Here is a 25574-nt window from a genome sequence, read left to right on the forward strand (position 1 = left end):
GATCGAACCGCCGGCGCCTTGCAGTCTGCGCGCCGGCGCGGGTTTTGCCCTAGGGCAGCTCCTCTTCCTCTTCGTCGAGTGCCTTCTTCGTCGGGATCAGATCCTCGCGCGAGAGCTTCAGCGGCAGCAGCAGCGCCCCGGAAATATAGATCGAGGAGAAGGTGCCCACGCCGATGCCGACCAGCAGCGCAATGGCGAAGTTCTGAATCATGTCGCCGCCGAGCACCAGCAGCGCCAGTAGCACGAGAATGGTCGTGCCGGAGGTCGCCAGCGTCCTGGAGAGCGTGGCGTTGATCGCTTCGTTGAAGATTTGCGGCATGTCGTCGATGCGCGAGGTGCGAATCGACTCGCGGATACGGTCGTACACCACGATCGTATCGTTGAGCGAGTAGCCGATGACCGCCAGGATCGCCGCCAGCACCGTCAAATCGAAGTCGAGCTGGAACAGCGCGAACACGCCGACCACGATGATGACGTCGTGAATCAGCGCCAAAAGCGCCCCGATGGCGAACTTGTACTGAAAGCGCAGCGCCACATACAGCATCACCACGCCGAGCGCGACCATCAGGCCCATGCCGCTTTGATCACGCAGCTGATCGCCCACTTGGGCGCCGACGAACTCGGCGCGGACCAGATCGACGCTGTCACCGCTTTCACGCAGTAGATTGACGACATTGGTACCTACGTCCGGATCAAACGCCTGCTGCAGGCGAATCAGCACCTCGGTGGAGGCGCCGAAGGTTTGCACCGACACGTCCTGGAAGCCGCTGGCTTCCAGCAGCTGGCGCACGGCGTCGAGCGAGGGCGCCGCGCCGTAGCGGACTTCGATCAGCGTGCCGCCGGTGAAGTCCAGGCCAAGGTTGAGCGAGAACGCGGCAATGGCGACGATCGACACGACCAGCATGACGGCGGAGGCGATGAACGCCAGGTTCCGCCGGCCCATGAAGTCGATGTACAGATGTGATAGGGGTTTCATGACCACCTCTTGAAGTCGGGGCGAAGCGCGAGGATCTGGAACATGGCGATCAGATCCATAGCTTTTTAACGGGCTTGCTGCCGTAGGTCAGGTTGACCATGGCGCGCGTCACCATCAGCGCGGTGAACATCGACGTCAAAATACCGATCGAGAGCGTCACGGCAAAGCCTTTCACCGGCCCGGTACCGATCGAGAACAGGATCACCGCCACCAGCAGGGTGGTGATGTTGGCATCGACGATCGAGGTGAAGGCGCGCTCGTAGCCGGCGTGAATGGCCTGCTGGATCGACAGCCCGTTCTTGAGTTCTTCGCGGATGCGCTCGAAGATTAGCACGTTGGCGTCCACCGCCATGCCAAGCGTGAGCACGATACCGGCAATGCCGGGAAGTGTGAGCGTGGCGCCCAGCATCGACATCACCGCGACCAGCAGCGTCAGGTTCAGCCCCAGCGCGACGGTGGCGAACACGCCGAAGACCTTGTAACGGGCGAGCATGAACAGCACGACCAGCAAAAGACCCAGCTGGACCGACAAAAGCCCGCGCTCGATGTTTTCGGCGCCAAGGCTTGGGCCGATGGTGCGCTCCTGCACGAAGTAGATGGGCGCGGCAAGCGAGCCCGAACGCAGCAGTAGCGCGAGTTCGCTCGCTTCGGTGGGCGAGTCGAGCCCGGTGATGCGGAAGCTGTTGCCCAGCGCGCTTTGAATGGTGGCCAGGCTGATCAGTCCGCGCTCGGTGTAGGGCTCACGCTCGATGGTCTGCTCGCCGGTTTCCGGGTCGGTGACCACCGTGTCTTCGCTCTTGTGCTCGATGAACAGGACCGCCATGTTGCGGCCAATGTTGGTGCGCGTGGCGCGGTTCATCAGCGTACCGCCGGTGCCGTCCAGGTTGATGTTGACCTGGGGGCGGCCGTTCTCATCGAAGCTGTTGCTCGCGCTCGACACGCTGTCGCCGGTAATGATCACATCGCGCATCAGCTGCGCGCTGCGGCCGTCGTTGTTACGAAACCCGAAGCTTTCGGTTTCCATCTCCGGCGTGTCGCCCCGCGCTTCCAGGCGGAACTCCAGGTTCGCGGTGGCGCCTACGATGCGCTTGGCGGCCACGGTGTCCTGAATGCCCGGCAGCTCCACCACGATCTGGTTCGGCCCCTGGCGCTGCACCATCGGCTCGGCGACACCCAGCTCGTTGACCCGGTTACGCAGCGTGGTCAGGTTTTGATTGATGGCGTAGTCCTGGATTTCGCTCACGACCTGGTCGCTGAGCGTCATGGCCAGGCTTGCCGAGCGGCCGCTGCCGTTGCTGGCGTAATCGAAGTCCGGAAACTCGCGGCTGATCAGCTGGCGGGCGTCGTCGCGGTCTTCCGAGCTTGCGAAATCGAGCGACAGGGTCTGGCCATCGATCTCGGTATTGCGATAGCGAATACGTTCGCCGCGCAGAAGCTCGCGCATGGCGCTGGCGTTGACTTCCAGGCGCTGGGTGATCGCCGCGTCCATGTCCACCTCCAAAAGGAAGTGCACGCCGCCGCGAAGGTCGAGCCCTAACGTCATCGGCGAGGCGGAGAACGCCTGTAGCCAACCAGGGGTGGCATCGGCCAGGTTCAGCGCCACGGTGGCATCGCCGCCCAGCACTTCGGTGGCCGCGTCGCGCGCGTCGAGCTGGTCGTCGTCGCTTGCCAGGCGAATCAGCCACTGGCCGTTCTCCTGCTCGACGCCGGTGACGGCGATATCGCGCTCATCGAGGGCATCGCGTACGCGGGAGACGTCGCGCTCGCTCAGGGCATCGCCCTGGGCGCTACTAATCTGAATGGCGGGATCGGCGGGAAATAAGTTGGGAAGCGAATAGATAAGGCCAACGATCAAAACGACCAGTATCAGCAGATACTTCCACAGGGGGTAACGGTTGAGCATGTAAGCCCTGCCTTCAATGACATACGGAATTGCCGTACGCGGGCAGCCCGCGTACGGCAACGTTTACCATCATCGACCATCTCACCCGTGCCGGGGTGGCTGGCACGTGTCGGCAGGGTGGGGCGCGAAGATTAGATGGACTTGATAGTGCCCTTGGGCAGTACCGCGGCCACGGCGTTTTTCTGCACGTTCACTTCGGTGCCTTCGGAGACTTCAAGGGTCAGGAATTCGTCGCTGACCTTGGTGACGCGACCGACCAGACCGCCGCCGATGACCACTTCATCGCCTTTATCCAGGCTTGTGACCAGCTGCTTGTGCTGCTTGGCGCGTTTGGCCTGCGGGCGCCACAACAGGAAGTAGAAAATCAGTACGAAACCGACCAGCATGACGATTTGGGCAATACCGCCGCCGCCGGCGGCACCTTCGGCATGCGCCGGCGAGATGAAGAAATCCAGCATCGAGCGAGCTCCTGGGTTAATGACGTTGAGGTTGATGGAAAATGGGATAAAACCACTCGCGCACGCGAGTGGCGATCAATCAGGTATCGCTGCTTTTTATCACTTGGCAAGCGGTGGCACGGGCAGGCCGCGCTGGGCATAAAAGCCTTCCACAAAGGCGGTCAATGTACCCGCTTCGATTGCCGCGCGCAAATCCGCCATGACCCGCTGATAAAAGCGCAGGTTATGGATCGTATTGAGCATCGAGCCGAGCATTTCATTGCAGCGATCCAGGTGATGTAGGTAGCTGCGCGAGAAATTCTGGCAGGTGTAGCAGTCGCACTCGTCATCGAGCGGTCGGGTGTCGTGGCGGTGCGTGGCGTTACGAATTTTGACGGTGCCGGTGGAGACGAACAGGTGGCCGTTTCGCGCGTTGCGGGTCGGCATCACGCAGTCGAACATGTCCACGCCGCGGCGCACGCCTTCGACCAGGTCCTCGGGCTTGCCCACACCCATCAGATAGCGCGGCTTGTCATCCGGCATCCAGGTCGGCAGGTAGTCGAGCACCTTGATCATCTCTTCCTTGGGTTCGCCCACGGAAAGCCCGCCGATCGCCAAGCCATCGAAGCCGATCTCCATCAACCCCGCGAGCGAGCGCTCGCGAAGCTTTGGGTGCATGCCGCCCTGGATGATGCCGAAAAGCGCCGAGGGTGAATCGCCGTGGGCGTCCCGGGAGCGTTTGGCCCAGCGAAGCGAGAGCTCCATGGATTTCTCGGCTTCATGATAAGTCGCCGGGTAGGGCGTGCACTCATCGAAGATCATCACCACGTCGGAGCCCAGCGAGCGCTGCACCGCCATCGACTCTTCCGGGCCCATGAACACCTTGCTGCCATCTACTGGCGAGCGAAAATGTACGCCCTGTTCGGTGATCTTGCGCATCTCGCCAAGCGAAAAGACCTGGAAGCCGCCGGAGTCGGTGAGAATCGGCTTGTCCCACTGAGCGAAGTCGTGCAGGTCGCCGTGGGCCTCGATCACTTCCGTGCCCGGGCGCAGCCACAGGTGAAAGGTGTTGCCCAGAATGATCTCGGCACCGATCTCCTTCACCGCTTCCGGCGTCATGCCCTTGACGGTGCCGTAGGTGCCCACCGGCATGAAGGCCGGGGTTTCGACCGTGCCGCGGGGAAAGTGAAGGCGGCCGCGGCGCGCGCGGCCGTCCTCGGCCAAGCGCTCGAAGCGCATAAAGCATTCGTTTCGCATGTCTAGACTCGTATCTGAATTCGTTGAGGCGGCCGCGATCAGCGCGTCAGCAGCATGGCGTCGCCGTAACTGAAGAAGGCGTAGCGCTCGCGGACCGCTTCCCGGTAGGCGCGCTGGATGTTGTCAAAGCCCGCGAAGGCGGACACCAGCATCAAGAGCGTCGATTCCGGCAGGTGGAAGTTGGTGATCAACGCATCCACGCAGCGCCACTCGTAGCCCGGGTAAATGAAGATATCGGTATCGCCGCTGTAAGGGGCGATCTGGCCGTCCGCACTTTTCTGACAAGCGCTCTCCAGACAGCGCACGCTGGTAGTGCCCACGGCGATCACACGCCGCCCTGCCTGTTGCGCGTCGCGCACCTTCTGGCAGGCCTCTTCACCCACCTCGATCCACTCGCTGTGCATGTGGTGCTCGAGGATGTTGTCCACCCGCACCGGCTGGAAGGTGCCCGCGCCGACGTGCAGGGTGACGAAGGCGCTCTCCACGCCTTTCTCTGCAAGCGCGTCCAACAGCGGTTGATCGAAGTGAAGCCCCGCCGTGGGTGCGGCCACCGCGCCGTCGCGGCGGGCGTAGACGGTCTGGTAGCGCTCACGGTCGGAAAGCTCGTCGTCGCGGGTGATGTAAGGCGGCAGCGGCATGTGGCCGTGCGCTTCCAGAAGCGCGATCATCGGCGTCTCGCCCAGAAAGCGCAGCTCGAAGAGCGCATCGCGCCGGCCTTCCACCACGGCGTGAATGCCGCCTTCGAAGATCAGCTCGGTGCCGGGTTTGGGCGACTTGCTCGAACGCAGGTGCGCAAGGCCCCGGTGGGTATCCAGCGGGCGCTCCAGCAGCATTTCCACCTTGCCGCCGCTGGCTTTCTGGCCGTGCAGGCGGGCGGGAATCACGCGGGTGTCGTTGAACACCAGCAGGTCGCCGGGCTCCAAAAGCGCGAGAAGATCGGTGAAGCGGCGATGGTCGATGGCGCCGTTTTGGCCGCTCAGGCACAGCAAACGGCAGTCGCTACGCTGCTCGGAGGGGTAGCGAGCGATCAGCTCTTCAGGTAGCTCGAAATGAAAGTCCGCGCGCTGCATTAAAGGGCTCTTGTGGGTGGTCGAACAGGCGCCCTAGGATAGCGCTTTCACACGATAAAGTCAGTCGATGCGATTGACCCGGCAGCGATTCTCCGTATAATGCCCAGCCATTGCCGGTGTGGCGGAATTGGTAGACGCAGCGGATTCAAAATCCGCCGCTGTAACAGGCGTGCCAGTTCGAGTCTGGCCACCGGTACCATCTTGTTAAAAAAGGCCTAGCGTTTTCGCTAGGCCTTTTTTATTGGCTTCTACTACCGGCTTTTGGAGCCGCTTGGGGGCTCTATGGACTACACGCTCGTCGGGTGGGTCTTCATCGCTGTAACCGGCATTATTCTGAATACGGTCTTTGCCAGAAAGAAAGGCTACCCGACTGTTTTGGGCATTTTAATCGGGATTCTCCTGCCTCTCTGGGGGATTATCGTCATTGCGCTGATCCCTAATCGAAACAAGCGTGAAGACGGCACGTCGCCGCTTTCAGGCAAGGAGAGTGCACGCATTACGCTGGTGTCGTTGGTCATTGGCGCGCTACTGACCGTGCTGGTGGTTGGGCTCATTTACCTCGTGCTGTGGCTTGGGTTTCTTGCCAACTACTGAGGTTCATTGTGTTTTTTCAATCAACGAGGCGGTTTTCATCACGTCGAGCAAGCATTTTTGCCGCGTATGTCGTAGTCTCGGGGCGTTCTTTATTTAATGCACGGAGAAACACCATGAGCGTGACCTACCACGACAGCAACGCCCGCATGAGCCAAATCGCCATTCACAACGGCACCGTTTATCTGGCAGGCCAGGTACCGGCCGACGCCACCGCCGATATGAAAGGCCAGACCGAGCAGGTGCTGTCGCGCATCGACGAGCTGCTGGAAAAAGCGGGTTCCTCGAAAGCGCACTTGATCTCCGCCCAGGTCTGGGTCACCGATATGGCCGAGTTCGATGCGATGAACGTCGCCTGGGAAGCCTGGATCGGTTCGAACAACCCGCCGGTGCGTGCCGCCCTTGAAGCCAGACTGGCCAAGCCCGAGTGGAAGGTCGAAATCATGATCGTGGCGGCACTGGCCAACGGCTGATCCATCGCTCGTTTGATCCCTGCTTTAAAAAAACCCCGGCGCCCGCCGGGGTTTTTCGTTGAGTGCGCCCATTATTGAGGTATGCGAAGAGTCGCTGTTTTTGGGTAAACTCCATGGGGCCACTGAGAGCAGTGGGGCGTGCGCGTAAGCGCAAGGCTCATGACTGACAACCCGAACGGAGAGGCGATATGCGAGTGATTTCGAGCGAGGAGGTGGCCCGTCACCTTGAATGGAGAGGCCTGATCGAACGACTCGAACGAACTTTCCTCAACGGCGTGGAGTCACCGCCGCGTCACCATCACGCCATGCATCGCCCCGACGGCGAAGCCACGATGCTCCTGATGCCCGCCTGGGAAGCCGCCGGCTACATCGGTGTGAAAATGGTGAACGTCTTTCCCCAGAACGCCGAGGCCGGCGTGCCGGCGATTTCCGGGCTTTATCTGCTCAGCGAAGGCAAACACGGCCAGCCCCTGGCGTGCATCGACGGCAGCGAACTGACCCGGCGTCGCACCGCGGCGGCGTCCGCGCTGGCGGCCCGCAAGCTCTCACTCGACACCGCCGAGACGCTGCTGGTCGTGGGCACCGGCAAGCTCGCCCCCATGGTGATCGAAGCCCACGCAAGCGTGCGGCCCATCAAACGGGTACTGGTGTGGGGGCGAAACCCGAACAAGGCCGCCGCGATTGCCCGGGATTACGCCGACCGGTTCGAGACCCGCGCCGTCGAGGATTTGGCCGAGGCAGTGGCCGCGGCGGACATCGTCAGCTGCGTCACGCTCTCCACCCAGCCGTTGATCAAGGGCGAATGGCTCACGCCGGGCACTCACCTGGACTTGATCGGTGCCTTTCGCCCGCAGATGCGCGAAACCGATGCCGAGTGCCTGCGCCTGAGCGAGGTGTTCGTGGACACCTACGCCGGCGCGAAAGGCGAGGCGGGCGATATTCTGCAGGCCATCGACGAAGGGGCGTTTCGCTTTGATGACATTCAGGCCGATCTTTTGGAGGTGCTCAGCGGCGAGCATCCCGGGCGCTCCTCGCGTGAGGCGATCACGCTGTTCAAGTCCGTTGGCGCCTCCCTCGAGGATCTCGCCGCGGCGGTCGAGGTGTGGGAGACGCTGTCGGGTGCCGAGGCTTAGCCTGGGCGCTTACGATTGGCCGCGTTGGCTATTACATCGACGACGGGAACGTTAATCCAGGTCCCGGCGAACAACTTTAAAAGGGAGAAACGATGAGCCAAACCGGTTTTTACTGGCACGAGCGCTGCTTCTGGCACGACCAGGGCGCCATCGGCGTGTTTTCCGCCCCTGGCGAGTTCCTTCAGCCTCAACCCGCTTCAGAAAGCCCGGATAGCAAGCGGCGTCTCAAGAACATTCTCGAAGTCAGCGGGCTGATCGACGAACTTCGCGTCGTCAAACCCGCCTCGGCGGCCCGTGAAGATCTCGAGCGGTTTCACAGCCGGCACTATCTGGACGCGCTTCAAGCCGGCGATCAAGGCATGGGCGGAAATGGCGGCGACTGCGCCCCTTACACGCCGGGTAGCTGGGCGGCGGCGACTCAATCGGCGGGGCTTGCCATCGCTGCTGTCGAGGCGGTTGCGACCGGTGCACTCGATAACGCCTACGCCCTTTGCCGCCCGCCGGGCCATCACGCCGAAGCTGACCAGGGCCGCGGCTTCTGCCTGCTGGGCAATATTCCGGTGGCGGTCATACGCGCACGTGCGCTGGGTCAAATCAAACGGGTCGCGATTCTCGACTGGGACGTGCACCACGGCAATGGCCAGCAGTCTGCGTTCTATGAAGAGCCCGACGTGCTCACCGTCTCGATCCACCAGGCTGCCAACTACCCGCTGGATAGCGGTGGTTTCGACGAGCAGGGCGAAGGCGAGGGCCTGGGCGCCAATCTCAACCTGCCCCTGCCGCCCGGGTGCGGTATTGGGGCCTACGAGTATGCGTTCGAGCGCTTGGTACTGCCGGCTATCGAGGCCTTCGCGCCGGAGATGATCGTTGTCGCCTGCGGATATGATGCCTGCGCCAAGGACCCGCTGGGCAAGATGCTGCTCAACAGCCAGGCCTTTGCCGATATGACGTCAAGGCTCAAGGCTTTGGCCGAGCGCTGCTGCCAGGGCCGGCTCGTGCTGGTTCATGAAGGTGGCTACTCGGAAGGATACGCACCGCTTTGTGGCCACGCCACGCTGCAGGCCTTGGCGGGTAGCCATACTGCCGTACCCGACCCGCAAAACGACGAGATCGCCGCTTGGGGTTACCAGGCATTACAGCCGCACCAACGCGCGCTGATCGACCATTGGCAAACGGAGTGGGAGCGCAACCACCGATGACACCGCTATACGACCGTGACGGCTGGATCTGGCAGGATGGTGAATGGCTTGAATGGCGAGCCGCGAAAATGCACTTGCTCACCCATACCATGCACTATGGCATGGGCTGCTTCGAAGGCGTGCGCGCCTACGACGGAGCGGGCGGGACGCATATCTTTCGGGCGGCGGAGCATACCAGGCGGCTGGTGGAAAGCGCCCACTCGCTGGATATTCCGCTGTCGTTCAGCGAAGAAGCGCTGATCGCAGCCCAGCGCGCTTGCCTGGCGCGAAACGCGCTAACGGATGCCTATCTCAAACCGACCGTGTTTCTTGGCGCCGAAGGTTTAGGGTTACGCGCTCAGGGGCTGCAAACGCATGTGATGATCGCCGCCTGGGATCTGGGGCCGTACATTTCGCCCCAGGCGGCCACGCACGGGCTTCGCGCGCTGACCTCCTCCTGGGCACGCCACCACGTCAACATTAGCCTGTGCCGCGCCAAGACCAGCGGCCACTACGTCAACTCGATACTGGCGCTGAATACCGCAGTGAAGGCGGGCTTCGACGAAACCATCATGCTCGACCCCGAAGGCTACGTGGCCGAAGCCTCGGCAGCCAACGTCTTTCTGCTGCGCGACGGCGTATTGCACACGCCCGAGGTGACCTCGTGCCTGCAGGGCATCACGCGGGACAGCGTGATTCAGTTGGCCCGCCAAGTGCTCGGGTTGGAGGTACGCGAGCGGCGCATCACCCGCGACGAACTCTACACCGCCGACGAGGCGTTCTTGACCGGCACCGCCGCGGAGATTTTGCCACTGCGCGAGCTCGATGGGCGTCATATCGGCACCCGCGCCGGCGCGCCGCCGGTCAGTGAACCGATCAGCCATGAGAGCGTGACTGCCCGGTTGCAGCAGTTGTATCGCCAAGCGGTACGCGGAGAGCTTGATGAGTTTAAGCACTGGCTGACGCCCGCCTAACGGCGGGCTCGGCTTGGGAGCGTCAGGCGGACGCGTTGATCGCCCGCTCCAGAATGGCCAGCCGCCCGGGTTTTAGCGCATCCGCCACGGCAGTCACCCGGAGCACGTGGCCGAGTGCCGGATGCGCCGGGCGGGCGATCAGCCGGCCATCTTCGAGCAGCTCGCGGTTGACGCGCTCGGCCAGCTCGCTGCTGGCCAGCCGAATACCGATGAAATTAGTGGCACTTGGCAGCACATCGGCCCCCAGTGCGCGAAAATGCTCGGCGAGGCGCTCCCGGCGCGCTTTCACGTCACGAACGTGTTGATTGACCTCGTCCATGTTATCCAGCACCACTTCCGCTGCCGCTTGGGTGAACGCCGAGACCGCATAATGAATACGCACTTTCATCATCATGGCGAGCACGGCAGGGTCAGCAATGGCGTAGCCGATACGCAGCCCAGCCATTCCGTGGGCTTTCGATAGTGTGCGCAAACGAATGACGCCGGGAAGCGCCCGAGCGGCAAAGTCGCTGCCCGCATCGTCGCGAAAATCGCCATAGGCCTCGTCGAGCAGAAGCCAGCAGTGATCGGGCAGTGCTTCTCTTAGCTTCAAAATGGCGCTGTCGTCGTGCAGATAGCCGCTTGGGTTATCCGGATTGGCAAGATACACCAGCTGCGCGTTTTCCTGGTGCGCAGCTTCGGCCAATGCGTCGAGGTTCGGTGCGAGTACGCCGGGTGCTTCAAAGTAGGGCGGCTCCACCAGCCGGCAGCCCTGGCCTTTCGCAAAATAGCCAAAGGTGGGGTAGGTGCCCGCGGTGCTAATCACCGTGTCGCCGGCCATGCAGGTGGTTCGTAATGAAAGCGCGATCAGGCTGTCGGCACCGGCATCCACCAGCAGCTCGTCGAGCTTGATACCCTGCTGATCGCTAAGACGTTGGCGCACGCCCAGCGCTTCGGCATCGCCATAGCAGTAGGCGTGCTCGGTGGCGGCATCACCGAAATGCTCACGCAGCGCCCGGTGAGGCATATCGAGCCCTTCATTGGAACCCAGTCGATGGGGGATTTCGCGGCCGATGCGTCTCTCCAGCACCTTGATGCCGGGGAACGGGTTAACCGGACCTTCGCCGGTCAGGTGATCGGGGTAGCGGGGCATAACGGTATCCTGAAAGTAATAGCTGATAGTAATAACTGAATAGTAATAACTGAATAGTAAGAGGCTGGCGGCTTACTCAAAAAGCGTCTCGTCGAGTATTTTGCCGCGGTTGAGCAGCCCAAAAGGGTCGAGCGACTTTTTCAGCGTCTGCATCAGCTCGATCTCCGCCTCGTTGCGGCAGCTTCCAAGCCAGGCACGCTTTTCAAGACCGATGCCGTGCTCGGCAGAGATGGAGCCGCCCAGCGCCGTCAGTGGCTCATAGACCAGTGCCTCCACGGCGCGGCGGACTGCGGGCTCCTTGCTACCCACGCCGACCGAAATATGCAGATTGCTGTCGCCCAGATGGCCGAACACGATCAACTGCGAGTCGGGCCACGACGCTTCAAGCCTCGCTTCGAGCGTCTGGGTGTAACGCTCCATGTCGGCGATCGGCAGGCTCACATCGAAGGTCAGTACCGGGTGCAGCCCTTCCTTGAGTCCTTCGATATCTTCCCGTATCGCCCACAGGCCGTCACGCTGGGTGCTGGACTGCGCGATAACCGCATCGATGATCAGCTCCGCTTCCATGGCCTGTTCCAGCGCATCGCGAAACTGAGCCTCACTGCGGGCGTCGTCGCTCCCCAGACACTCGATGATCACGTAGTAAGGGTGCTCTGTAGAAATCGGGGGCGTGTGCCGTCCCAAGGTTTCTGTCAGCAGCTGGTAGTAGTTTTGCCACATCACCTCGAACGCCCCGAGCCCGCCGCCCAGCGTCTTACCCATCTGAGCGAGCAGCGCCGTCAAGGCCTCAAAAGAAGGGCAGGCGACCATGGCGGTGTGTTCGCTCGGCGTAGGCGGTTGCAGTCGCAGCACCGCGCGGGTCACGATACCCAGTACGCCTTCGGTGCCCACGAACAGCTGCTTGAGATCGAAGCCGGCGTTGTTCTTGAGCATGTGGTTCATCGAGCTAACCACGCGCCCGTCGGCCATCACCGCTTCGAGCCCCAGCACCTGCTGGCGCATCATGCCGTAACGAATCACCCGCACGCCACCCGCGTTGGTGGCGATGTTGCCGCCGATGGTGCAGCTGCCCCGCGCGCCCAAATCCAGCGGAAACTGTAGCCCGATGTCCTCGGCGGTTTCCTGCACGCGCTGCAGCGGCGCGCCGGCCTGAACCGTCAGCGTGGCGCCTACCGGGTCGACGCTCTCGATGGCGGTCATACGCTCCATCGAGATGACAAGATCGTCAGGGCTGGTTTGAGTACCGTGAACAAGTCCCGTTAGCCCGCCGTGGGTCACCACGGTCTGCTTGCACTCGAAGCAGGCGCGCATCACCGCTGAAAGCTCCTCGGTACTGGCTGGTCGAACGATGGCACCGGCCTGACACGGCGCGCCGGTCATCCAATCTTCCTGCCGGCTCGTCACATCGCTGCCAGTCAAGACATGGTTAGGGCCTACGATTGCGCATAGGGCCTCCAGGGTGATCTTCATTCATATTCCTTTCGATGACGAGACGGCTGGCAGGCGCTCGTGTTAAAAAAATGCATGCGAAACAATATCATGTTTTACATCGCGCTTTAGGCGCTGGCTGCCACTGGCGCCTCACGCCCGGGAATGGCCTCCAGCAGCGAGCGGGTATAGGCCTCGCGGGGATGTAAAAATATCTGCTCTGCGCTTCCCTGCTCGACGATGCGACCATGCTGCATGACCACGATGCGATCGCAGATCTGCGCGGCCACACGTAAATCGTGGGTGATGAACAATAGCGATAGCGACAAGCGCTGCTTGAGCTCCTCGAGCAGTTCCAGCACCTGGGCCTGAATGGAGACGTCAAGCGCCGAGACGGCCTCGTCTGCGACGATCAGTTCCGGATTGAGCGCCAGCGCCCGAGCGATGCCGATACGCTGGCGCTGGCCGCCGGAAAATTCGTGGGGAAAGCGATCCAGAGCGCTGGCGCCCAGGCCCACCATGTCCAGGAGTTCACCCGCCTGCGCCAACGCCTTTGCCTTGGGTGTGCCGTTGGCGATCGGCCCCTGGGCGATCGCCATGCCCACTTTTGTGCGCGGGTTGAGCGAGGCATAAGGATCCTGAAAAATCATCTGCACCCGGTGGCGCTCGCGGCGCAGGGCATCACCCTTGAGCGTTGACAGGTTCACGCCGTCGAGCAGCAGTTCGCCGTCGTCCGGATGCTCCAGACGTACGACGCAGCGCCCAAGCGTCGACTTGCCCGAACCGGATTCGCCGACGATGCCAACGGTTTCGCCGCGAGCAAGCGAAAGCGAAACATCGTCCAGCGCACGCACTTCGCGCGCTGGTTTCAAAAAGCCTCCGCGAGAGCGAAACACCTTGTTGAGATGCTTGATATCCAGAAGCGCTGCGGGCTCACGCGCCTCTCGGTGGGGCGGTACGGCGTTGCTCGGGATCGCGGCGATCAGTGCCTGGGTGTATTCGTGCTGCGGGTTGCCGAGCACCTCATCCGCGTCGCCGAGTTCGACGATCTTGCCGTGGCGCATCACGCAGACACGGTTGGCAATTTCGGCCACCACGCCGAAGTCGTGGGTAATGAACATCACCGCCATCCCCCGGCGGCGCTGCAGATCGCGAATCAGCTCGAGGATCTGCGCCTGGGTCGTGACATCCAACGCAGTGGTCGGCTCATCGGCGATCAAGAGCACCGGCTCGAGCGCCAGGGCCATGGCGATCATTACCCGCTGGCGCTGGCCGCCGGAAAGCTCGAAGGGGTAGGCGCGAATCGCCTTTTCCGGCTGCGGCAGGCCCACCTCGATCAACAGCTCCAGCGCGCGTGCCTGGCGCTCGGAAGGGGTCAACCGGCCGTGGGCCTCGAACACCTCGGCGATCTGGGCGCCCACGCGCATCAGCGGGTTCAGGGCGGTCATCGGCTCCTGGAAAATCATGCCGATCTTGAGCCCGCGCAGCGCCATGTGCTGCTTCTCGGTAAGCGCGAGCAAGTTCTGGCCCTCGAAGGTGATCTCGCCTTGTACCGGGCGTACGCCCTTGGGCAGAAGCCCCATTACCGTATTGGCTGCCATGGACTTGCCCGACCCGGATTCACCCACTACGCACATGATCTCGCCGCGGTTCACCTCGTAGCTCACGTTCTCTACCGCCAGGGCGCGATCCGCGCCCTTGGGCAGCGCCACGCTCAGGTCACGAATGCGAAGTACCGTCTCGCCCGGCGCCTGGGATGGATTCGATTGCGTCATGTCTCTCTCCTAGCGCTCGCGGGACAGTTTGGGGTTCAGCGCATCGTCGAGGCCTTCGCCCACCAGGTTCAGCGCCAGCACGGTAAGCAGGATGGCAACGCCTGGAAAGAAACTGAGCCACCACGCCTGACGGATCACGGTGCGCGCCGCGCCGATCATGTAGCCCCAGGACATCACGTTGGGATCGCCCAGCCCGAGAAACGAAAGCCCGGACTCCAGCAATATGGCCGTGGCCACCATCAATGAGGCCAGCACGATGATCGGCGAGAGCGTGTTGGGCAGAATCTGCTTGAGAATGATGGTGGTATTGGTCTGGCCCACCAGCCGTGCGGCTTCGACGTATTCACGGTGACGCAGCGACATGAACTCGGCGCGCACCAGACGCGCCACCGGTGGCCAGCTCACCAGCGCGATCGCCAGCACGACTGAGGTGACGCTGGGTTGCATGATCGCGACCAGTACGATCGCCAGGGCGAAGTTGGGAATGGTCTGGAAGAACTCGGTGAAGCGCATGAGCACGTCGTCGATCAGGCCACCGTAGTAGCCGGCGATAGCGCCCATGGGTACGCCGATCAAAAGCGCCACGCTGGTGGAGACCAGTCCGATCAGAAGCGACACCCAGGCGCCGTGCATCAGTCCTGCGGCCACGTTACGGCCCATGGTGTCGGTGCCCAGTATAAAGCCATCCTGCGCGAGAGGCGGCAGAAACGGGCGCTGCACCATGCGCCAGGGCGATTCAGGAAATAAAAGCGGCGCGAGTATCGCCATGACGATGATCAGCGCCAGAATGATAAGACCCACTAAAGCGCCGCGGTTTTGGGCAAAGCGTGCGAAAAAGCTCATGAAGCCCCCTTGATGCGCGGATCCGCGAGGCGGTAGACCAGGTCGGTCATGATGTTGAAAACGATGACCAGCGCGGCTGAGAAAAAGAAGATACCCAGCAGCAGGTTATAGTCGCGCTGCTGAAGCGCCTCGAACATCAGCCGGCCAATGCCGGGCCAGGCAAATACGGTCTCGGTGAGGATCGCCCCGCCGACCATTTGCCCCGCCTGTAAGCCAGCCAGCGTAATGATCGGCAGGAGTGCGTTACGCAGCACGTGGCGGCGCTGAATAATGCGCGGCTTCAAGCCCTTGGCGCGAGCGGTCTTGACGTAATCCTGCTGAGCGGCTTCGAGCATCGAGGTACGCGTCATGCGGGTGTAGATCGCCATGAAAAACAGCGCCAGGGTCGTGGCGGGCAGCACCAGGTGCTGGGCGACATCCCACACCAGCGCAAGGCCCGTATGGCCCGCGCCCACGGTATAGAGGCCGTAGGCGGGCAGCCAGCCCAGATAGACCGAGAACACCACCACCGACATCAGCGCTACCCAGAACAGCGGCGTTGCGTAAAACACCAGTGCCAGCGCCATGATCAGCGAGCCGGATGGTTTTTTCACCCGGGCGGCGGCCATGGAGCCGGCCACGATGCCCAAAAAGAGTGACAGTACGAAGGCCGTGCCGGTCAGCAGCAGCGTGGCGGGCAGGCGGGCCATGATCAAGTCGAACACCGGAACGCCCAAACGGTAGGAGTAGCCGAAATCGAGCATGGCGATGCCCGAAACGTAGCGCCACAGCTGCACGTACATGGGCTGGTCGAGCCCGAAGCGCTCGCGTAGCTGGTTGAGAAACTCCTGATCCGCCGCGCCGGCTTCGCCAGCCAGAATGGAGGCCGGGTCGCCGGGGGCAAGCTGGATCAGCAAAAAGTTAAAAATGACGATGAGAAATAGCACAATGACGGCTTTGATGAGCCGCATGGCAATCAAGCGGGCATAGACCATGATGGAATTCCTGACGTTTTTTTAGCCCGGCCGGAGCACGCCAGCCGGGCAAGGCTTGGCTTAGCGGTCGAGCCAGGCATCCCGGAAGCCGTCGTTGACGCCGACACCGGAGGTCACCAGGTCGTTGACGTCGCAGCGGTAGATCGTGGGAAAACCAAGCTCCATCAGCCAGCCCACCGGCACATCCTCGTGAAGGATCTCCTGCACTTGCTGGTAAAGCGCTTCACGCTCGGCGTCCGGATAGGCCGTAGCCGCCTCGTCGAAAAGCGCATCGACCTCGGCGTTTTCGTAGCCTTCCACGTTGTTCCAGGGCGAGCCCTTGGCAATGTTGTCCGAAAGGTAAGTGCGCGAGATGCCCAGCGCCGGGTCGCCGTACTGGAAGAGGTAGGTAAAGGCCAGATCATAATCCCAGTCGCCCAGGCGCTGGTTCCAGCCGCCCACGTCGGTGGCCTGGGTGCTGACGTTGATGCCTACTTCGCGCAGATTCTGCTGTACGGCCTCGGCCCAGCGGGTCCAGGTTTCGCCGTAGGGCAGTGGCAACAGCCTGATCTCTTCACCGTCGTAGCCCATTTCATCCAGCAGCTCGCGGGCGCGGTCAGGGTCGTAGTCGTAGGGCTCCAAATCGTCGTCCTGGAAACGCGCATTGGAACCGAAGGCGGAGAGCGGGACGTTACCCAACCCGTTCCAGAGCACGTTGCGGGCGAACTCACGGTCCATGGCGTACATCACCGCCTGGCGAAAGCGCTTGTCGGCGGTGGGGCCTTCGCGGTTGTTCATCCACAGCATGGCGAAGGGGCTGAAGTACTCATGGCCCTGCTCGGTCATGCAGACACCGTCCATCCCGGAAAGACGCGGGATGTCGAAATTTTCCACGGTGCCGCTGGGCAGCACGTCGACGGTGCCGTTTTCAAAGGCCACGGCCCGGGAGCCGCCGTCGGGAATGATGTGCCAATTTACCCCGTCCAGGTAGGGCAGGCCTTCTTCGTAATAGTCTTCGTTTTTGACCAGCTCGATAACCGTGCCGCGTTCCCAATTGGAGAACTTGAACGGGCCGGTGCCGATGGGGTGGTCGTTGTGCTCGTTATTGCGGAAATCGGTGCCTGCGTAGAGATGCTCCGGCACCATGGTGAACGTACCCGCCTCGAAGGAGAGCAAAAACGGCCCGAAGGGTTCGGCCAGCGTGAAGACTACGGTGTAATCATCGGTCGCTTCGATGCTTTCGACGTGCTCGAGCACGGCGCGGGCGCTGGGATTGAGTTCACGGTGAAAAACGTCTGCGGAGAACACCACGTCGTCGGCGGTGAAGGCCTCGCCGTCGTGCCAGGTCACATCATCGCGCAGATGAAAGGTATAGACTCGGCCATCTTCGCTCACGTCCCAGGACTCGGCTAGCTGCGGCATCGGTTCCAGGTCGGTGGTGTAGCGTAGAAGTCCCTCGTAGATATTACCCGCGACGGTACGGGTGGGGGCGTTCTGGATCATGCCCAGTACCAGGCCCGGCGGTTCGGGCTGAATGATGGTATCGATGGTGCCGCCGGTTTTGGGTTCCTGCGCCATCGCTGCGCAAGAAACGGCCAGGGCCGCTGCGGAAATCGCGAGAGCCAAAGGTGTTTTCATTGTTCCTACTCCTCGGTTATTCACGTCAATAACGTGATGTTTTGTCTTTTTAGCAAGCGAGGCGTGGTGCTGGAGAGCCCGTTGAAATAGGTTTTTGAGGGCCTTTTTGACCATAGCACCGCTCTTTTTAACTGTCGACAGTCGGCAGTCGTTTATCGACACTGCCCTTATTTGCGTCATACTGAACGTCGAAAACAATTTACAAAGGGAGGTGCCCATGGCCTTGTTACCCATGGCTCCCCAGGGGTTGATCCAGCAAAAGAATCTGGTCGAGCAAGTGGCCGATTTTCTTACTCAAGGTGTGATCGAACAGCGCTTCATGCCCGGCGAGCGGCTCTCGGAAGTGCAGCTTTCACGGGATTTGGGCGTCAGCCGCGCACCGGTGCGCGAGGCAGCCAGGCTCCTCGAAAGCCGTGGTCTTTTGGTTTCGCGCCCGCGGCGAGGATTTTTCGTCAAGGCGCTCGACGCGGTCGAGCTACAGGACGTGTTCGACCTGCGCCTGTGCCTGGAGCGCCACGCCATCGAGCGCCTCGCTCAGCGCTACACCCCTGAGGCCAGAGATGCGCTCGAACGACAGGTGGACGTGCTTTGCGAGGCGGCTACGAGCGATAGCGGCACGCGGCGTATCGAAGAGGATTTGAAGTTTCACCGCCTGATGCTGCACTACGCCGGCAATGAGCGGTTACTGCGCGCCTTCGAGGGGTTAGCGCACGAGCTGCGCCTGTGCATCACCCTGATTACGCGGACCCACGAAGCGCCGGAAACCATTGCGACCAGCCACTATCAACTGCTGGAAGCGCTGGCGAGCCAAAACGGCCCGGCCTGCCGGGAAGCGATCGACTACCACATCGGTGTGGCGAGAGATTCCGTGGTGCGCGGGATCAATGAAGCAGGTGCGCAGGAGGAGGGCGGCGCGCGGTGACCGCATGCGTTTGTACCGAGCTTTTGTTGCATGGCGCTTTCATGGCACGAAACGAGGAGACCTGGCAGTGCAGACGTTCTTTCACGACGATCAGAAGTGGCATCAGCCGCAAACCTACTTTTCGCGCGGCAAAATGCGCACGCCCCAGGAGGTCGCCCAGCGCGCCACTCACCTGTTGGCCGCCGCTGACCGGCTGGGGTTCGAACTATCGCCGCCCAAGGATTACGGCGTTGGCCCTCTTAGAGCGGTGCACTCACTGGCCTACCTGCGCTTTCTGGAAAGCGCCCATGCCCGCTGGCACGCCGTGGGCGAGGACTGGGGCGAAGAAGTGATTTCCAACATCTTCGTGCGCTCGCCCAACGCCTTGCAGGGCATTCTGGCCGAGGCCGCCCGCTACCTGGCTGACGGCAGTGCCCCGGTGGGCCAGCACACCTGGCACTCCGCCTACTGGTCGGCCCAGAGCGCGGTGGCCGGTGCCGAGGCGCTGATGAGCGGCGAGCGCTTCGCCTACGCGCTTTCCCGCCCGCCGGGCCACCATGCAGGCATCGACTCCGCCGGCGGCTTCTGCTTTCTCAATAACGCCGCCATCGCCGCGCAGCACCTGACCCGGCGCTACCCGCGCATCGTGGTGCTCGATACCGACATGCACCACGGCCAGGGCATCCAGGAAATTTTCTATTCTCGTAATGACGTGTTCTACATCTCGATTCACGGCGACACCACCAACTTCTACCCGGCGGTCAGCGGCTTCGAGAACGAGCGCGGTGAAGGCGAAGGGCTCGGCTACAACCTCAACCTTCCGATGCCGCATGGCTCTGCTGAGTCGGTATTCTTCGAGCGTTTGGAGCAGGCCCGTCAGGCCATTCGCCTGTTCGAACCCGACGCCCTGGTGCTGGCGCTCGGCTTCGATATCTTTGAGCGCGACCCCCAGGCCAAAGTCGCCGTTTCCACACAAGGCTTTCATGAGCTGGGCCGACAAATCGCGGCGCTGAACCTACCGACACTGGTGGTGCAGGAAGGTGGGTATTACCTGGAAGGGCTCGAAGCGAACGCGGTAAGTTTCTTTGAAGGTCTGCTGGCAGAGGCAGTTTAAGCCGAGCGCGCGTTTCGTATGGGCCTGCCAAGCGCCGCCTAAGCGAAGGATAAAATGGCGGTTTTGCCTTACTGGTTGAGGCTTGGCATAAAACCATCGGCCACATATCGTCGCTGTTGATTTCGATGTTAAAGGTGGGGCGCTAACACTCGATAGCAACGCCACACATATACTCTTGCCCACGATCGAATGGCTCAACCAAAATGTCATGCCGCCGCACGTGCCTGCCGAGCAGTTTTATTATCAGCGAAGACGTTGAAAGCACCTTGCTGGGCTACCATCCGTTCATCTATTGCGCGAGTACTTGACACTGATGCTGGAAAAACAGCGGACCTAGAGCATCAGCGGTTGGCTGAGCAGGTGATGTGTATGGGGCTGGTGTAATTGCTTATCTATTTATCGCGAGATCCCTGAATTATGTCCTTCGACCATAGGTGCATAGCGCATTGATGCGTTAGCAGCAGTATGATTTAAACCGGCAAAACGCGTAGGCACGCGAATTTTGGATATGCCGCCAAATTATGCTTTGCGAGCAATAGAAACAATGGGATAGAGTCAAATGAGCTGGCTACATAATCTCAATGAATGGACGGGCACGTTTATTGAGGTTATGCAGCCTGCCGTATAATCACTGTTATGCCTACGGAGGCTAATCTCAGATGGATCAAGATTGGATTCTTCAAAAGAAGGAGACCCGTCGTACATTTTCTACATCGACTTGGGTACCTTTGCGAGCTTCTCTAGAGAACGAGAACGGGAACGTTAAAAACATAGGTTACAGCAACGAGTTCTTTGGATGTGGGTCCGTTGCGTTCTCTCCAGAAAACCGTGAAATAGCTGAGGAATTAAGCTGGAGAGACATTGGGCTGAGCATCACAATTGGCCCTTATGCATACGAGGATGGCTTCTACTCGACTATTGATGAGTATCAATATAACGATAAAGAACCGATAGGCGTTCATTTGGTCCTAGAGTTGCCTTTACCAGTTGTCGGGGGAAGGGAATGGATTTTAAATCCGGACCTTGTTGCAGCCCTTCACGTTATTAAAGAAGGAGATAATTGGGTTAGGCCTGAGGAGAATTTTGTAGTTGTCGCTCGTGAGATTCTCGATGAGAACGGTGAGCAGCACCTCATAGAAATCAAGAGAGAATACTTACTTGATTACTTGGCAGCTAGGAACCTGGCGTTACGGCTCTCTTACTACCGCCAAAGAGTGGAAAATGTAACCTCTATTGAAGCTAGCGACTATGCAGGTCTAGAAGGCCATCAAGAAGAGCGAGATGGCGGTCGATATGAGTTACTGATTCGCGACATCAACGACGTTTTTGGTGGAAGCTGGGCGATGTTCCGCGCTTGGCGAACCGACGTAGACGAAGAAGAAGATGCACCCGTAATGGGGCCAGAAACCAACGAAAATACTGATTATGAAAGTTCCCAAGGACACAAAGGTGGTTACGAAGGTGTTCGAGTGGAGGGGGAGTTCTGGCGGGACGAATGGATAGATCACCAAGGGACTAGCACACGCGTAAGAGGGGATGCAGATAACAATCTACCTCAGTTCATAGTGGAAACTGATAGTACTCGTTTGCCGTCTGCCAAATTAAATAGTGAAGATATTGGAAGATGGCTTTGGTTTCGGTCCAATGTTGTTAATGAGCTTCTTGAGCTACGTGGATTTTCGCTCGGGTGGTATACAGCAGAAACTGGCAGTATCAAATCGACTTCCGGGTATTCGATTCACTTTGGGATAAACACTTCAGATTTAATCACCATCTATGCTTATGACATTGCTCGCCTTCCTGCATGGGAGCAGCATATTTGGGCGGCACAAAATGTCGTTCCAGATGGGAAGGTATCAAGTGAGCTGTTGGACTCGCAAGTGAAAGCTCAACCGGCATCTACACACGCTGTGGAGGAGCTACTTTTGGAGGTGATAGCTATGCTTGAAAACGGTTTTCGTGAAGCCTTTGGCGTTCCGCTTTTTACCCATGAAATTAACCGTTTAGAAGTTATGAAGCACATCTCTCGTTTCGCCAGCAAGGATCAGGCATCTCTTCTACGGTTGGCAAAAGAGCTCGTTCGCATTTTTTCTGATAGATTGGATGTGCGCGAGCTTCGTAAAATTTCAACGCATTCAAACAAGGATAAATTGGGTTCAAATAAACTCCTTGAGGACGTGCTGGCTCAAAAAGTAGGGCCCGAAAAAGCTCGTAAAGTATTTGGCCCAATTGCGGGGGCTTACGATATGCGAGTAGGTGATGCACATCCAACCAGTTCGAAGATCGGGGATGCGTTAAAGCTCGCGGGGGTTGACAACAGCAACTCATATTTGCGGCAAGGAGAGCAGTTAATATCCAATTTTGGTCAATCGATTTGGTGGATTGGAAAGTTACTGTTCGAAAAGCCGTAAAGTGAAATACGCAAGACGTTGGCATAACAAGGCGCTGCTGTCGGAAAAATTTTCCGCTGCGCTCCAAATTTGCCGCAGAGCGCGGCGTTATATCTAAAGGAGAATTCTGTGGGTCTTGTAACCACCATCCAAGACATCGAGAAAAACTTCCATGTTCTGCAATCGGCGATATCAGAGGGAGATGATCGTGCGATTGAACTCCTCAGAAATGGGAAATCAATTGTGGTCGGTAATATGGGTGGACGGCTGGCTTTTGCCCCGTCCCGCTTTCTGGGGTACCGAGACAACGACATTGATCAGCATGTTGAAGAGCGATCTAACCGGGATGGTAAGGAAACCAATCCAGCGATAAAGAAAGCTTTAGGTGTAGAGAAGTCTCTAAATGCGCCCGCCGAATCCGAATTCCTGCGCTATTGTAGAGGTTTGGGGGTCGCGCCTCCGGCAAATCAACGGCAATATTGGGTTCTACCTGATGCAAGCGCTCTAGTTGACTTGGAGGCGTTAAAACATGACGCTTCAGTCGGTGACACCGAAAAAGTTCAGCTGCAGAAAGCTAGGCTGGGGCAAGGGAATTTTAGAGCCAAGTTGGAAGCTAAATGGGGCGGTTGCTGCGTCACCGGCTGCAAGGTACGTGAGGTGCTGCGAGCCTCTCACATTAAGCCTTGGAAGGATTGCAACAATGGTGAGCGGTTAGATGGTGATAATGGACTTCTTCTGATCGCCAATATCGATGCACTATTTGATAGAGGCCTTATTTCATTTGACGCGGACGGTTCCATAATACGTACAAAGGCTTTGTCAGTGGATGATCTCGAAATGCTCACTGGCTGTACAATGGCCAGAATAGAATTAAGTCCGCAGCAAGCCGATTATATGCGGTTTCATCGTGAGCTCCATGGTTTCGATTGAGACAGAGTATAACAAGCGGCAGCACGGTGACCGCTTTTCCGCCACTTCGCGGCACCAAATCGGCACGTGTGCCAAGTGTTAAATGTCTATGATAGACCACGATAAGTTCCGGGCCTTGGTCACAGAGCTCTATTCAACGGTCAATGAGTTGGAGGCGATGTTCCCGGGCAGGCACTTTACCCCGGATGGTCATATGGTTGGCAGCTTGGGTGAATGCCTTGTGGCCGACGCATACAATTTGAAGTTGAAGACAGCGTCCAACAAAGGTTATGACGCTGTCACCGAAACCGGCTTGGAAGTTGAGATCAAGGCTACGCAATCCAACACGGTTGCTTTTCGGAGCCAGCCGCAGCATACGATCATCATCAAGATCCTGCGTGACGGTACATTTGAGGAAATCTATAACGGGCCGGGGGCCTTTGTTTGGGAGCAATTCAAAGGTAAACGGCTACCGAGTAACGGCCAGTTTCAAGTCTCTCTCAACAAACTCCGACAACTCAATCAAACAGTGGCTCAGGAGGACCGTGTGCCTAGGGCCATTTAATCAGGCGCAGCAGTTGGAGGTCGATGGCCTTAGGACACCCTTTATGTGACTCCTTCGTCGCCTCTGCAGTGCCGCCGCTGTGCTTCGGCGCTATAGCGAACCAAACATGAAACTACTCATACTAATGGTAACGCTGTTGCTATCAGGCTGCGTTGTTTATCCCGTCAACAAAACGCTGCAGCCGGAGGCTGAAATCCTCGTCACCGACGAGAAAGGAAAGCCCATTCAGGATGCCAGGGTGACTTTGATATCGAACTCCTACCCGTATGGCTTTGAACAGATGAGAAGGAGTGATCAAACCAGTAATGGCGGCGAGGCGAGCTTTCCAGAAATAAAGGAGTGGCGCACTGAATCGCTGATGATTCACGGCTCAAACGTGTTTTTCTGGAATTGGTGCGTAGTAAAACCAGGTTTTGAAACACACACGACCATGTGGAGTAGTGGTCAAGATTTTCAGCCCCAATACAACGTCACTCTTACGCCAGGGGAAAGCACGCCATGCCCAGAAGAGATGAATAAAATTGGCCGCAGGCTATAACAAGCACATGTTGCCGGGCTGATTTTAGCTGAGTTCCGGGCTGACCATCTATGCAGGTCATAAATGTGCGGGCAGGGCATTCAACGGTTAGATGATCTTCCTGACGTCGAGTGTGAGAACATGGCAGCTGTGCCTGCTTGGCCCGCACCGGATGCGTTTGGAGAAAACATGAAAAAGTGGTTATTCATAGTGCTTGCTACGCTGTCGCTGTCCGCCGTGGCTGACGACGAAGCGCTTGATTGCAATAACATCAGGAACACGCTCGAGACCAATCGGTGCGCGGCTATCGAGTTGGAGGCCGCCGAGGAGGTACTCGCCCACTATCTGGAAACGAGCGTTGAACATAACGCGGCGGATCCGGAGTTAGTCGAGGCTATCCAGGCGGCTCAAACGCAGTGGCAGGCGTATGCTGCGGCCCATTGCGGCGCGGTCTATACGCAGTGGCGCGACGGCACCATTCGCGGCGTCATGGGCATTACGTGCAGTACCCGCTTAACGAAACAGCGAACGCATGACCTCTGGCAAGATTTCCTGACCTATATGGACAGTACGCCGCCGGTGTTACCGGAACCCGCCATCGAGTAACGCCTTGATTCGTTACATGACGGTACTGTCGTTACTTTCTATAGGCACGTACCATGCTTTCTTCCGCTTGATCGAATGAGAGGGTTCCCCAATGCAGACGTTGAGAATTGACCTGGTGTCCGATGTTGCCTGCCCGTGGTGCGCGATCGGCTACCGGCGTTTGGAACAAGCGCTGGAAACCCTGAAGGGCGAGATCGAGGTCGAGCTTCACTGGCAGCCCTTCGAGCTTAACCGCGACATGCCGCCCGAGGGCGAGCCGATTCTGGAGCACCTGTGCCAAAAATACGGCAAGGATGCGGCCACCATGGAGCAGTCCCAGCGCGAGATCATGGCGGTGGCCGAAGAGCTGGGCTTGAATTTCCGGGGTGCCGTCGAGCGGCGGGCGAACAATACGTTTGCGGCCCACCGGGTGCTGGCTTGGGCGGCTACGCAGAACCGGGAAACACCTCTGCAATTGGCCCTGTTCGATGCCTACTTCGGAGAGGCGCAAAACCCGTCAGACCCAGAGGTGCTACGCGAAAAGGCGATTGAGGCGGGGCTTGACGGCGATACTGCCGAGGCCATCGCCCGCTCTGATCAGTACGCGGAGGAGGTTCGCGCGGCAGAGCAGACGTTCATGGAAGCAGGGGTGAGCGCCGTACCGGGGTTCATTCTCGACGGCCGCTACCTGATTTCCGGCGCCCAGCCCGCCGAGGTGCTGGTCGATGCGCTTCGTCAAGTGGCACAAGAGAACGCCAACCGCTGATGCTCTGTAGATTTTGAGAAGCGCCGAGCGGGCGAGGAGCAGAACGCCACTTACGTGGCGTCCGTG

General features: G+C 59.5%; 24 protein-coding genes and 1 tRNA gene. 14 read left to right on the forward strand and 11 right to left on the reverse strand.

All coding sequences use genetic code 11. The features are described from left to right. Window positions 1-49 precede the first annotated feature (49 nt). The 5 genes from secF to queA all read right to left on the reverse strand — a co-directional run bounded on the left by secF (window position 50) and on the right by queA (window position 5643). Window positions 50-976 (reverse strand): protein translocase subunit SecF, encoded by a 927-nt coding sequence (gene secF, locus RN347_RS03585; RefSeq protein WP_311960210.1) that lies wholly within the window; start codon window positions 974-976, stop codon window positions 50-52. A gap of 49 nt (window positions 977-1025) precedes the next feature. Continuing rightward, window positions 1026-2879 carry a protein translocase subunit SecD gene (gene secD / locus RN347_RS03590; RefSeq protein WP_311960211.1) on the reverse strand — a complete coding sequence of 618 codons (1854 nt, stop codon included), beginning with the start codon at window positions 2877-2879 and terminating at the stop codon, window positions 1026-1028. 131 nt (window positions 2880-3010) lie between these two features. Then, entirely contained in the window at window positions 3011-3337 is a 327-nt protein-coding gene (gene yajC / locus RN347_RS03595; protein ID WP_252106781.1) for a preprotein translocase subunit YajC, read from the reverse strand. Between the two features lie 99 nt (window positions 3338-3436). Further along, complete coding sequence (tgt, locus tag RN347_RS03600; RefSeq protein ID WP_311960212.1) at window positions 3437-4573, reverse strand: tRNA guanosine(34) transglycosylase Tgt; 1137 nt, start codon at window positions 4571-4573, stop codon at window positions 3437-3439. 38 nt (window positions 4574-4611) lie between these two features. Then, complete coding sequence (gene queA, locus RN347_RS03605; protein ID WP_311960213.1) at window positions 4612-5643, reverse strand: tRNA preQ1(34) S-adenosylmethionine ribosyltransferase-isomerase QueA; 1032 nt, start codon at window positions 5641-5643, stop codon at window positions 4612-4614. A 112-nt stretch (window positions 5644-5755) separates the two neighbouring features. On the opposite strand from queA, the gene RN347_RS03610 reads away from it, so the two are divergent. The 6 genes from RN347_RS03610 (at window position 5756) to RN347_RS03635 (ending at window position 9992) form a co-directional block, all read left to right on the forward strand. Continuing rightward, window positions 5756-5842, forward strand: a tRNA-Leu gene (locus RN347_RS03610). A gap of 83 nt (window positions 5843-5925) precedes the next feature. Continuing rightward, window positions 5926-6237 (forward strand): hypothetical protein, encoded by a 312-nt coding sequence (locus tag RN347_RS03615; RefSeq protein ID WP_263584958.1) that lies wholly within the window; start codon window positions 5926-5928, stop codon window positions 6235-6237. Between the two features lie 113 nt (window positions 6238-6350). Then, on the forward strand, window positions 6351-6707 hold the full coding sequence (locus RN347_RS03620) for a RidA family protein (protein ID WP_311960214.1): 357 nt from the start codon (window positions 6351-6353) through the stop codon (window positions 6705-6707). A 188-nt stretch (window positions 6708-6895) separates the two neighbouring features. Further along, on the forward strand, window positions 6896-7840 hold the full coding sequence (locus RN347_RS03625; protein WP_263584956.1) for an ornithine cyclodeaminase family protein: 945 nt from the start codon (window positions 6896-6898) through the stop codon (window positions 7838-7840). Between the two features lie 92 nt (window positions 7841-7932). Continuing rightward, window positions 7933-9039, forward strand: coding sequence for a class II histone deacetylase (locus tag RN347_RS03630; RefSeq protein ID WP_311960215.1), 1107 nt, complete (start codon window positions 7933-7935; stop codon window positions 9037-9039). Beyond that, the gene (locus RN347_RS03635; RefSeq protein WP_263584954.1) at window positions 9036-9992 is read left to right on the forward strand and encodes a branched-chain amino acid transaminase; all 957 of its coding nucleotides are present in this window, start codon (window positions 9036-9038) and stop codon (window positions 9990-9992) included. Before RN347_RS03630 ends, RN347_RS03635 begins: the two co-directional genes overlap by 4 nt. Before the next feature lie 22 nt (window positions 9993-10014). Here the strand turns inward: RN347_RS03635 and RN347_RS03640 are convergent, their stop codons facing one another. The 6 genes from RN347_RS03640 to RN347_RS03665 form a co-directional block, all read right to left on the reverse strand. Beyond that, the gene (locus RN347_RS03640) at window positions 10015-11124 is read right to left on the reverse strand and encodes a histidinol-phosphate transaminase (RefSeq protein ID WP_263584953.1); all 1110 of its coding nucleotides are present in this window, start codon (window positions 11122-11124) and stop codon (window positions 10015-10017) included. A gap of 72 nt (window positions 11125-11196) precedes the next feature. After that, window positions 11197-12594 (reverse strand): FAD-binding oxidoreductase, encoded by a 1398-nt coding sequence (locus RN347_RS03645; RefSeq protein ID WP_311960216.1) that lies wholly within the window; start codon window positions 12592-12594, stop codon window positions 11197-11199. 86 nt (window positions 12595-12680) lie between these two features. Beyond that, on the reverse strand, window positions 12681-14327 hold the full coding sequence (locus RN347_RS03650) for an ABC transporter ATP-binding protein (RefSeq protein ID WP_311960217.1): 1647 nt from the start codon (window positions 14325-14327) through the stop codon (window positions 12681-12683). A 9-nt stretch (window positions 14328-14336) separates the two neighbouring features. Beyond that, window positions 14337-15170: an ABC transporter permease gene (locus tag RN347_RS03655; protein ID WP_263584950.1), complete on the reverse strand. Its 834-nt coding sequence runs from the start codon at window positions 15168-15170 to the stop codon at window positions 14337-14339. Further along, the gene (locus RN347_RS03660; RefSeq protein WP_252106793.1) at window positions 15167-16144 is read right to left on the reverse strand and encodes an ABC transporter permease; all 978 of its coding nucleotides are present in this window, start codon (window positions 16142-16144) and stop codon (window positions 15167-15169) included. The genes RN347_RS03655 and RN347_RS03660 overlap by 4 nt, the downstream gene beginning before the upstream one ends. A gap of 60 nt (window positions 16145-16204) precedes the next feature. After that, window positions 16205-17761: an ABC transporter substrate-binding protein gene (locus tag RN347_RS03665; RefSeq protein WP_263584949.1), complete on the reverse strand. Its 1557-nt coding sequence runs from the start codon at window positions 17759-17761 to the stop codon at window positions 16205-16207. Window positions 17762-17978: 217 nt separating this feature from the next. On the opposite strand from RN347_RS03665, the gene RN347_RS03670 reads away from it, so the two are divergent. From RN347_RS03670 to RN347_RS03705, 8 genes are all read left to right on the forward strand, one after another. Next, window positions 17979-18683, forward strand: a complete 705-nt coding sequence (locus RN347_RS03670; protein WP_311960218.1) for a GntR family transcriptional regulator — start codon at window positions 17979-17981, stop codon at window positions 18681-18683. Between the two features lie 67 nt (window positions 18684-18750). After that, complete coding sequence (locus RN347_RS03675; protein WP_311960219.1) at window positions 18751-19776, forward strand: histone deacetylase family protein; 1026 nt, start codon at window positions 18751-18753, stop codon at window positions 19774-19776. Between the two features lie 659 nt (window positions 19777-20435). Beyond that, on the forward strand, window positions 20436-22187 hold the full coding sequence (locus RN347_RS03680) for a hypothetical protein (protein ID WP_311960220.1): 1752 nt from the start codon (window positions 20436-20438) through the stop codon (window positions 22185-22187). A 108-nt stretch (window positions 22188-22295) separates the two neighbouring features. Beyond that, window positions 22296-23096 (forward strand): HNH endonuclease signature motif containing protein, encoded by an 801-nt coding sequence (locus RN347_RS03685; RefSeq protein ID WP_311960221.1) that lies wholly within the window; start codon window positions 22296-22298, stop codon window positions 23094-23096. Window positions 23097-23178: 82 nt separating this feature from the next. After that, window positions 23179-23640 carry a DUF6998 domain-containing protein gene (locus RN347_RS03690; protein WP_311960222.1) on the forward strand — a complete coding sequence of 154 codons (462 nt, stop codon included), beginning with the start codon at window positions 23179-23181 and terminating at the stop codon, window positions 23638-23640. Between the two features lie 106 nt (window positions 23641-23746). After that, window positions 23747-24178 carry a hypothetical protein gene (locus tag RN347_RS03695; protein ID WP_311960223.1) on the forward strand — a complete coding sequence of 144 codons (432 nt, stop codon included), beginning with the start codon at window positions 23747-23749 and terminating at the stop codon, window positions 24176-24178. Window positions 24179-24346: 168 nt separating this feature from the next. Next, on the forward strand, window positions 24347-24763 hold the full coding sequence (locus RN347_RS03700) for a lysozyme inhibitor LprI family protein (RefSeq protein WP_263584942.1): 417 nt from the start codon (window positions 24347-24349) through the stop codon (window positions 24761-24763). A gap of 91 nt (window positions 24764-24854) precedes the next feature. Next, on the forward strand, window positions 24855-25508 hold the full coding sequence (locus RN347_RS03705) for a DsbA family oxidoreductase (RefSeq protein WP_311960224.1): 654 nt from the start codon (window positions 24855-24857) through the stop codon (window positions 25506-25508). Window positions 25509-25574 lie beyond the last annotated feature (66 nt).

The organism is Halomonas sp. PAMB 3264 (genome assembly GCF_031954245.1).
Lineage (GTDB): Bacteria > Pseudomonadota > Gammaproteobacteria > Pseudomonadales > Halomonadaceae > Vreelandella.

What these genes read in the sequence shown, in the direction of transcription:
- secF (WP_311960210.1), bottom strand. Translation starts at nt 976, where the DNA reads ATGAAACCCCTATCACATCTGTACATCGACTTCATGGGCCGGCGGAAC.
- RN347_RS03700 (WP_263584942.1), top strand. Translation starts at nt 24,347, where the DNA reads ATGAAAAAGTGGTTATTCATAGTGCTTGCTACGCTGTCGCTGTCCGCC.
- RN347_RS03660 (WP_252106793.1), bottom strand. Translation starts at nt 16,144, where the DNA reads ATGGTCTATGCCCGCTTGATTGCCATGCGGCTCATCAAAGCCGTCATT.
- RN347_RS03665 (WP_263584949.1), bottom strand. Translation starts at nt 17,761, where the DNA reads ATGAAAACACCTTTGGCTCTCGCGATTTCCGCAGCGGCCCTGGCCGTT.
- RN347_RS03645 (WP_311960216.1), bottom strand. Translation starts at nt 12,594, where the DNA reads ATGAAGATCACCCTGGAGGCCCTATGCGCAATCGTAGGCCCTAACCAT.
- RN347_RS03620 (WP_311960214.1), top strand. Translation starts at nt 6,351, where the DNA reads ATGAGCGTGACCTACCACGACAGCAACGCCCGCATGAGCCAAATCGCC.
- tgt (WP_311960212.1), bottom strand. Translation starts at nt 4,573, where the DNA reads ATGCGAAACGAATGCTTTATGCGCTTCGAGCGCTTGGCCGAGGACGGC.
- RN347_RS03630 (WP_311960215.1), top strand. Translation starts at nt 7,933, where the DNA reads ATGAGCCAAACCGGTTTTTACTGGCACGAGCGCTGCTTCTGGCACGAC.
- RN347_RS03695 (WP_311960223.1), top strand. Translation starts at nt 23,747, where the DNA reads ATGAAACTACTCATACTAATGGTAACGCTGTTGCTATCAGGCTGCGTT.
- RN347_RS03635 (WP_263584954.1), top strand. Translation starts at nt 9,036, where the DNA reads ATGACACCGCTATACGACCGTGACGGCTGGATCTGGCAGGATGGTGAA.
- RN347_RS03625 (WP_263584956.1), top strand. Translation starts at nt 6,896, where the DNA reads ATGCGAGTGATTTCGAGCGAGGAGGTGGCCCGTCACCTTGAATGGAGA.
- RN347_RS03705 (WP_311960224.1), top strand. Translation starts at nt 24,855, where the DNA reads ATGCAGACGTTGAGAATTGACCTGGTGTCCGATGTTGCCTGCCCGTGG.
- RN347_RS03670 (WP_311960218.1), top strand. Translation starts at nt 17,979, where the DNA reads ATGGCCTTGTTACCCATGGCTCCCCAGGGGTTGATCCAGCAAAAGAAT.
- RN347_RS03650 (WP_311960217.1), bottom strand. Translation starts at nt 14,327, where the DNA reads ATGACGCAATCGAATCCATCCCAGGCGCCGGGCGAGACGGTACTTCGC.
- yajC (WP_252106781.1), bottom strand. Translation starts at nt 3,337, where the DNA reads ATGCTGGATTTCTTCATCTCGCCGGCGCATGCCGAAGGTGCCGCCGGC.
- queA (WP_311960213.1), bottom strand. Translation starts at nt 5,643, where the DNA reads ATGCAGCGCGCGGACTTTCATTTCGAGCTACCTGAAGAGCTGATCGCT.
- RN347_RS03680 (WP_311960220.1), top strand. Translation starts at nt 20,436, where the DNA reads ATGGATCAAGATTGGATTCTTCAAAAGAAGGAGACCCGTCGTACATTT.
- RN347_RS03640 (WP_263584953.1), bottom strand. Translation starts at nt 11,124, where the DNA reads ATGCCCCGCTACCCCGATCACCTGACCGGCGAAGGTCCGGTTAACCCG.
- secD (WP_311960211.1), bottom strand. Translation starts at nt 2,879, where the DNA reads ATGCTCAACCGTTACCCCCTGTGGAAGTATCTGCTGATACTGGTCGTT.
- RN347_RS03655 (WP_263584950.1), bottom strand. Translation starts at nt 15,170, where the DNA reads ATGAGCTTTTTCGCACGCTTTGCCCAAAACCGCGGCGCTTTAGTGGGT.
- RN347_RS03615 (WP_263584958.1), top strand. Translation starts at nt 5,926, where the DNA reads ATGGACTACACGCTCGTCGGGTGGGTCTTCATCGCTGTAACCGGCATT.
- RN347_RS03690 (WP_311960222.1), top strand. Translation starts at nt 23,179, where the DNA reads ATGTCTATGATAGACCACGATAAGTTCCGGGCCTTGGTCACAGAGCTC.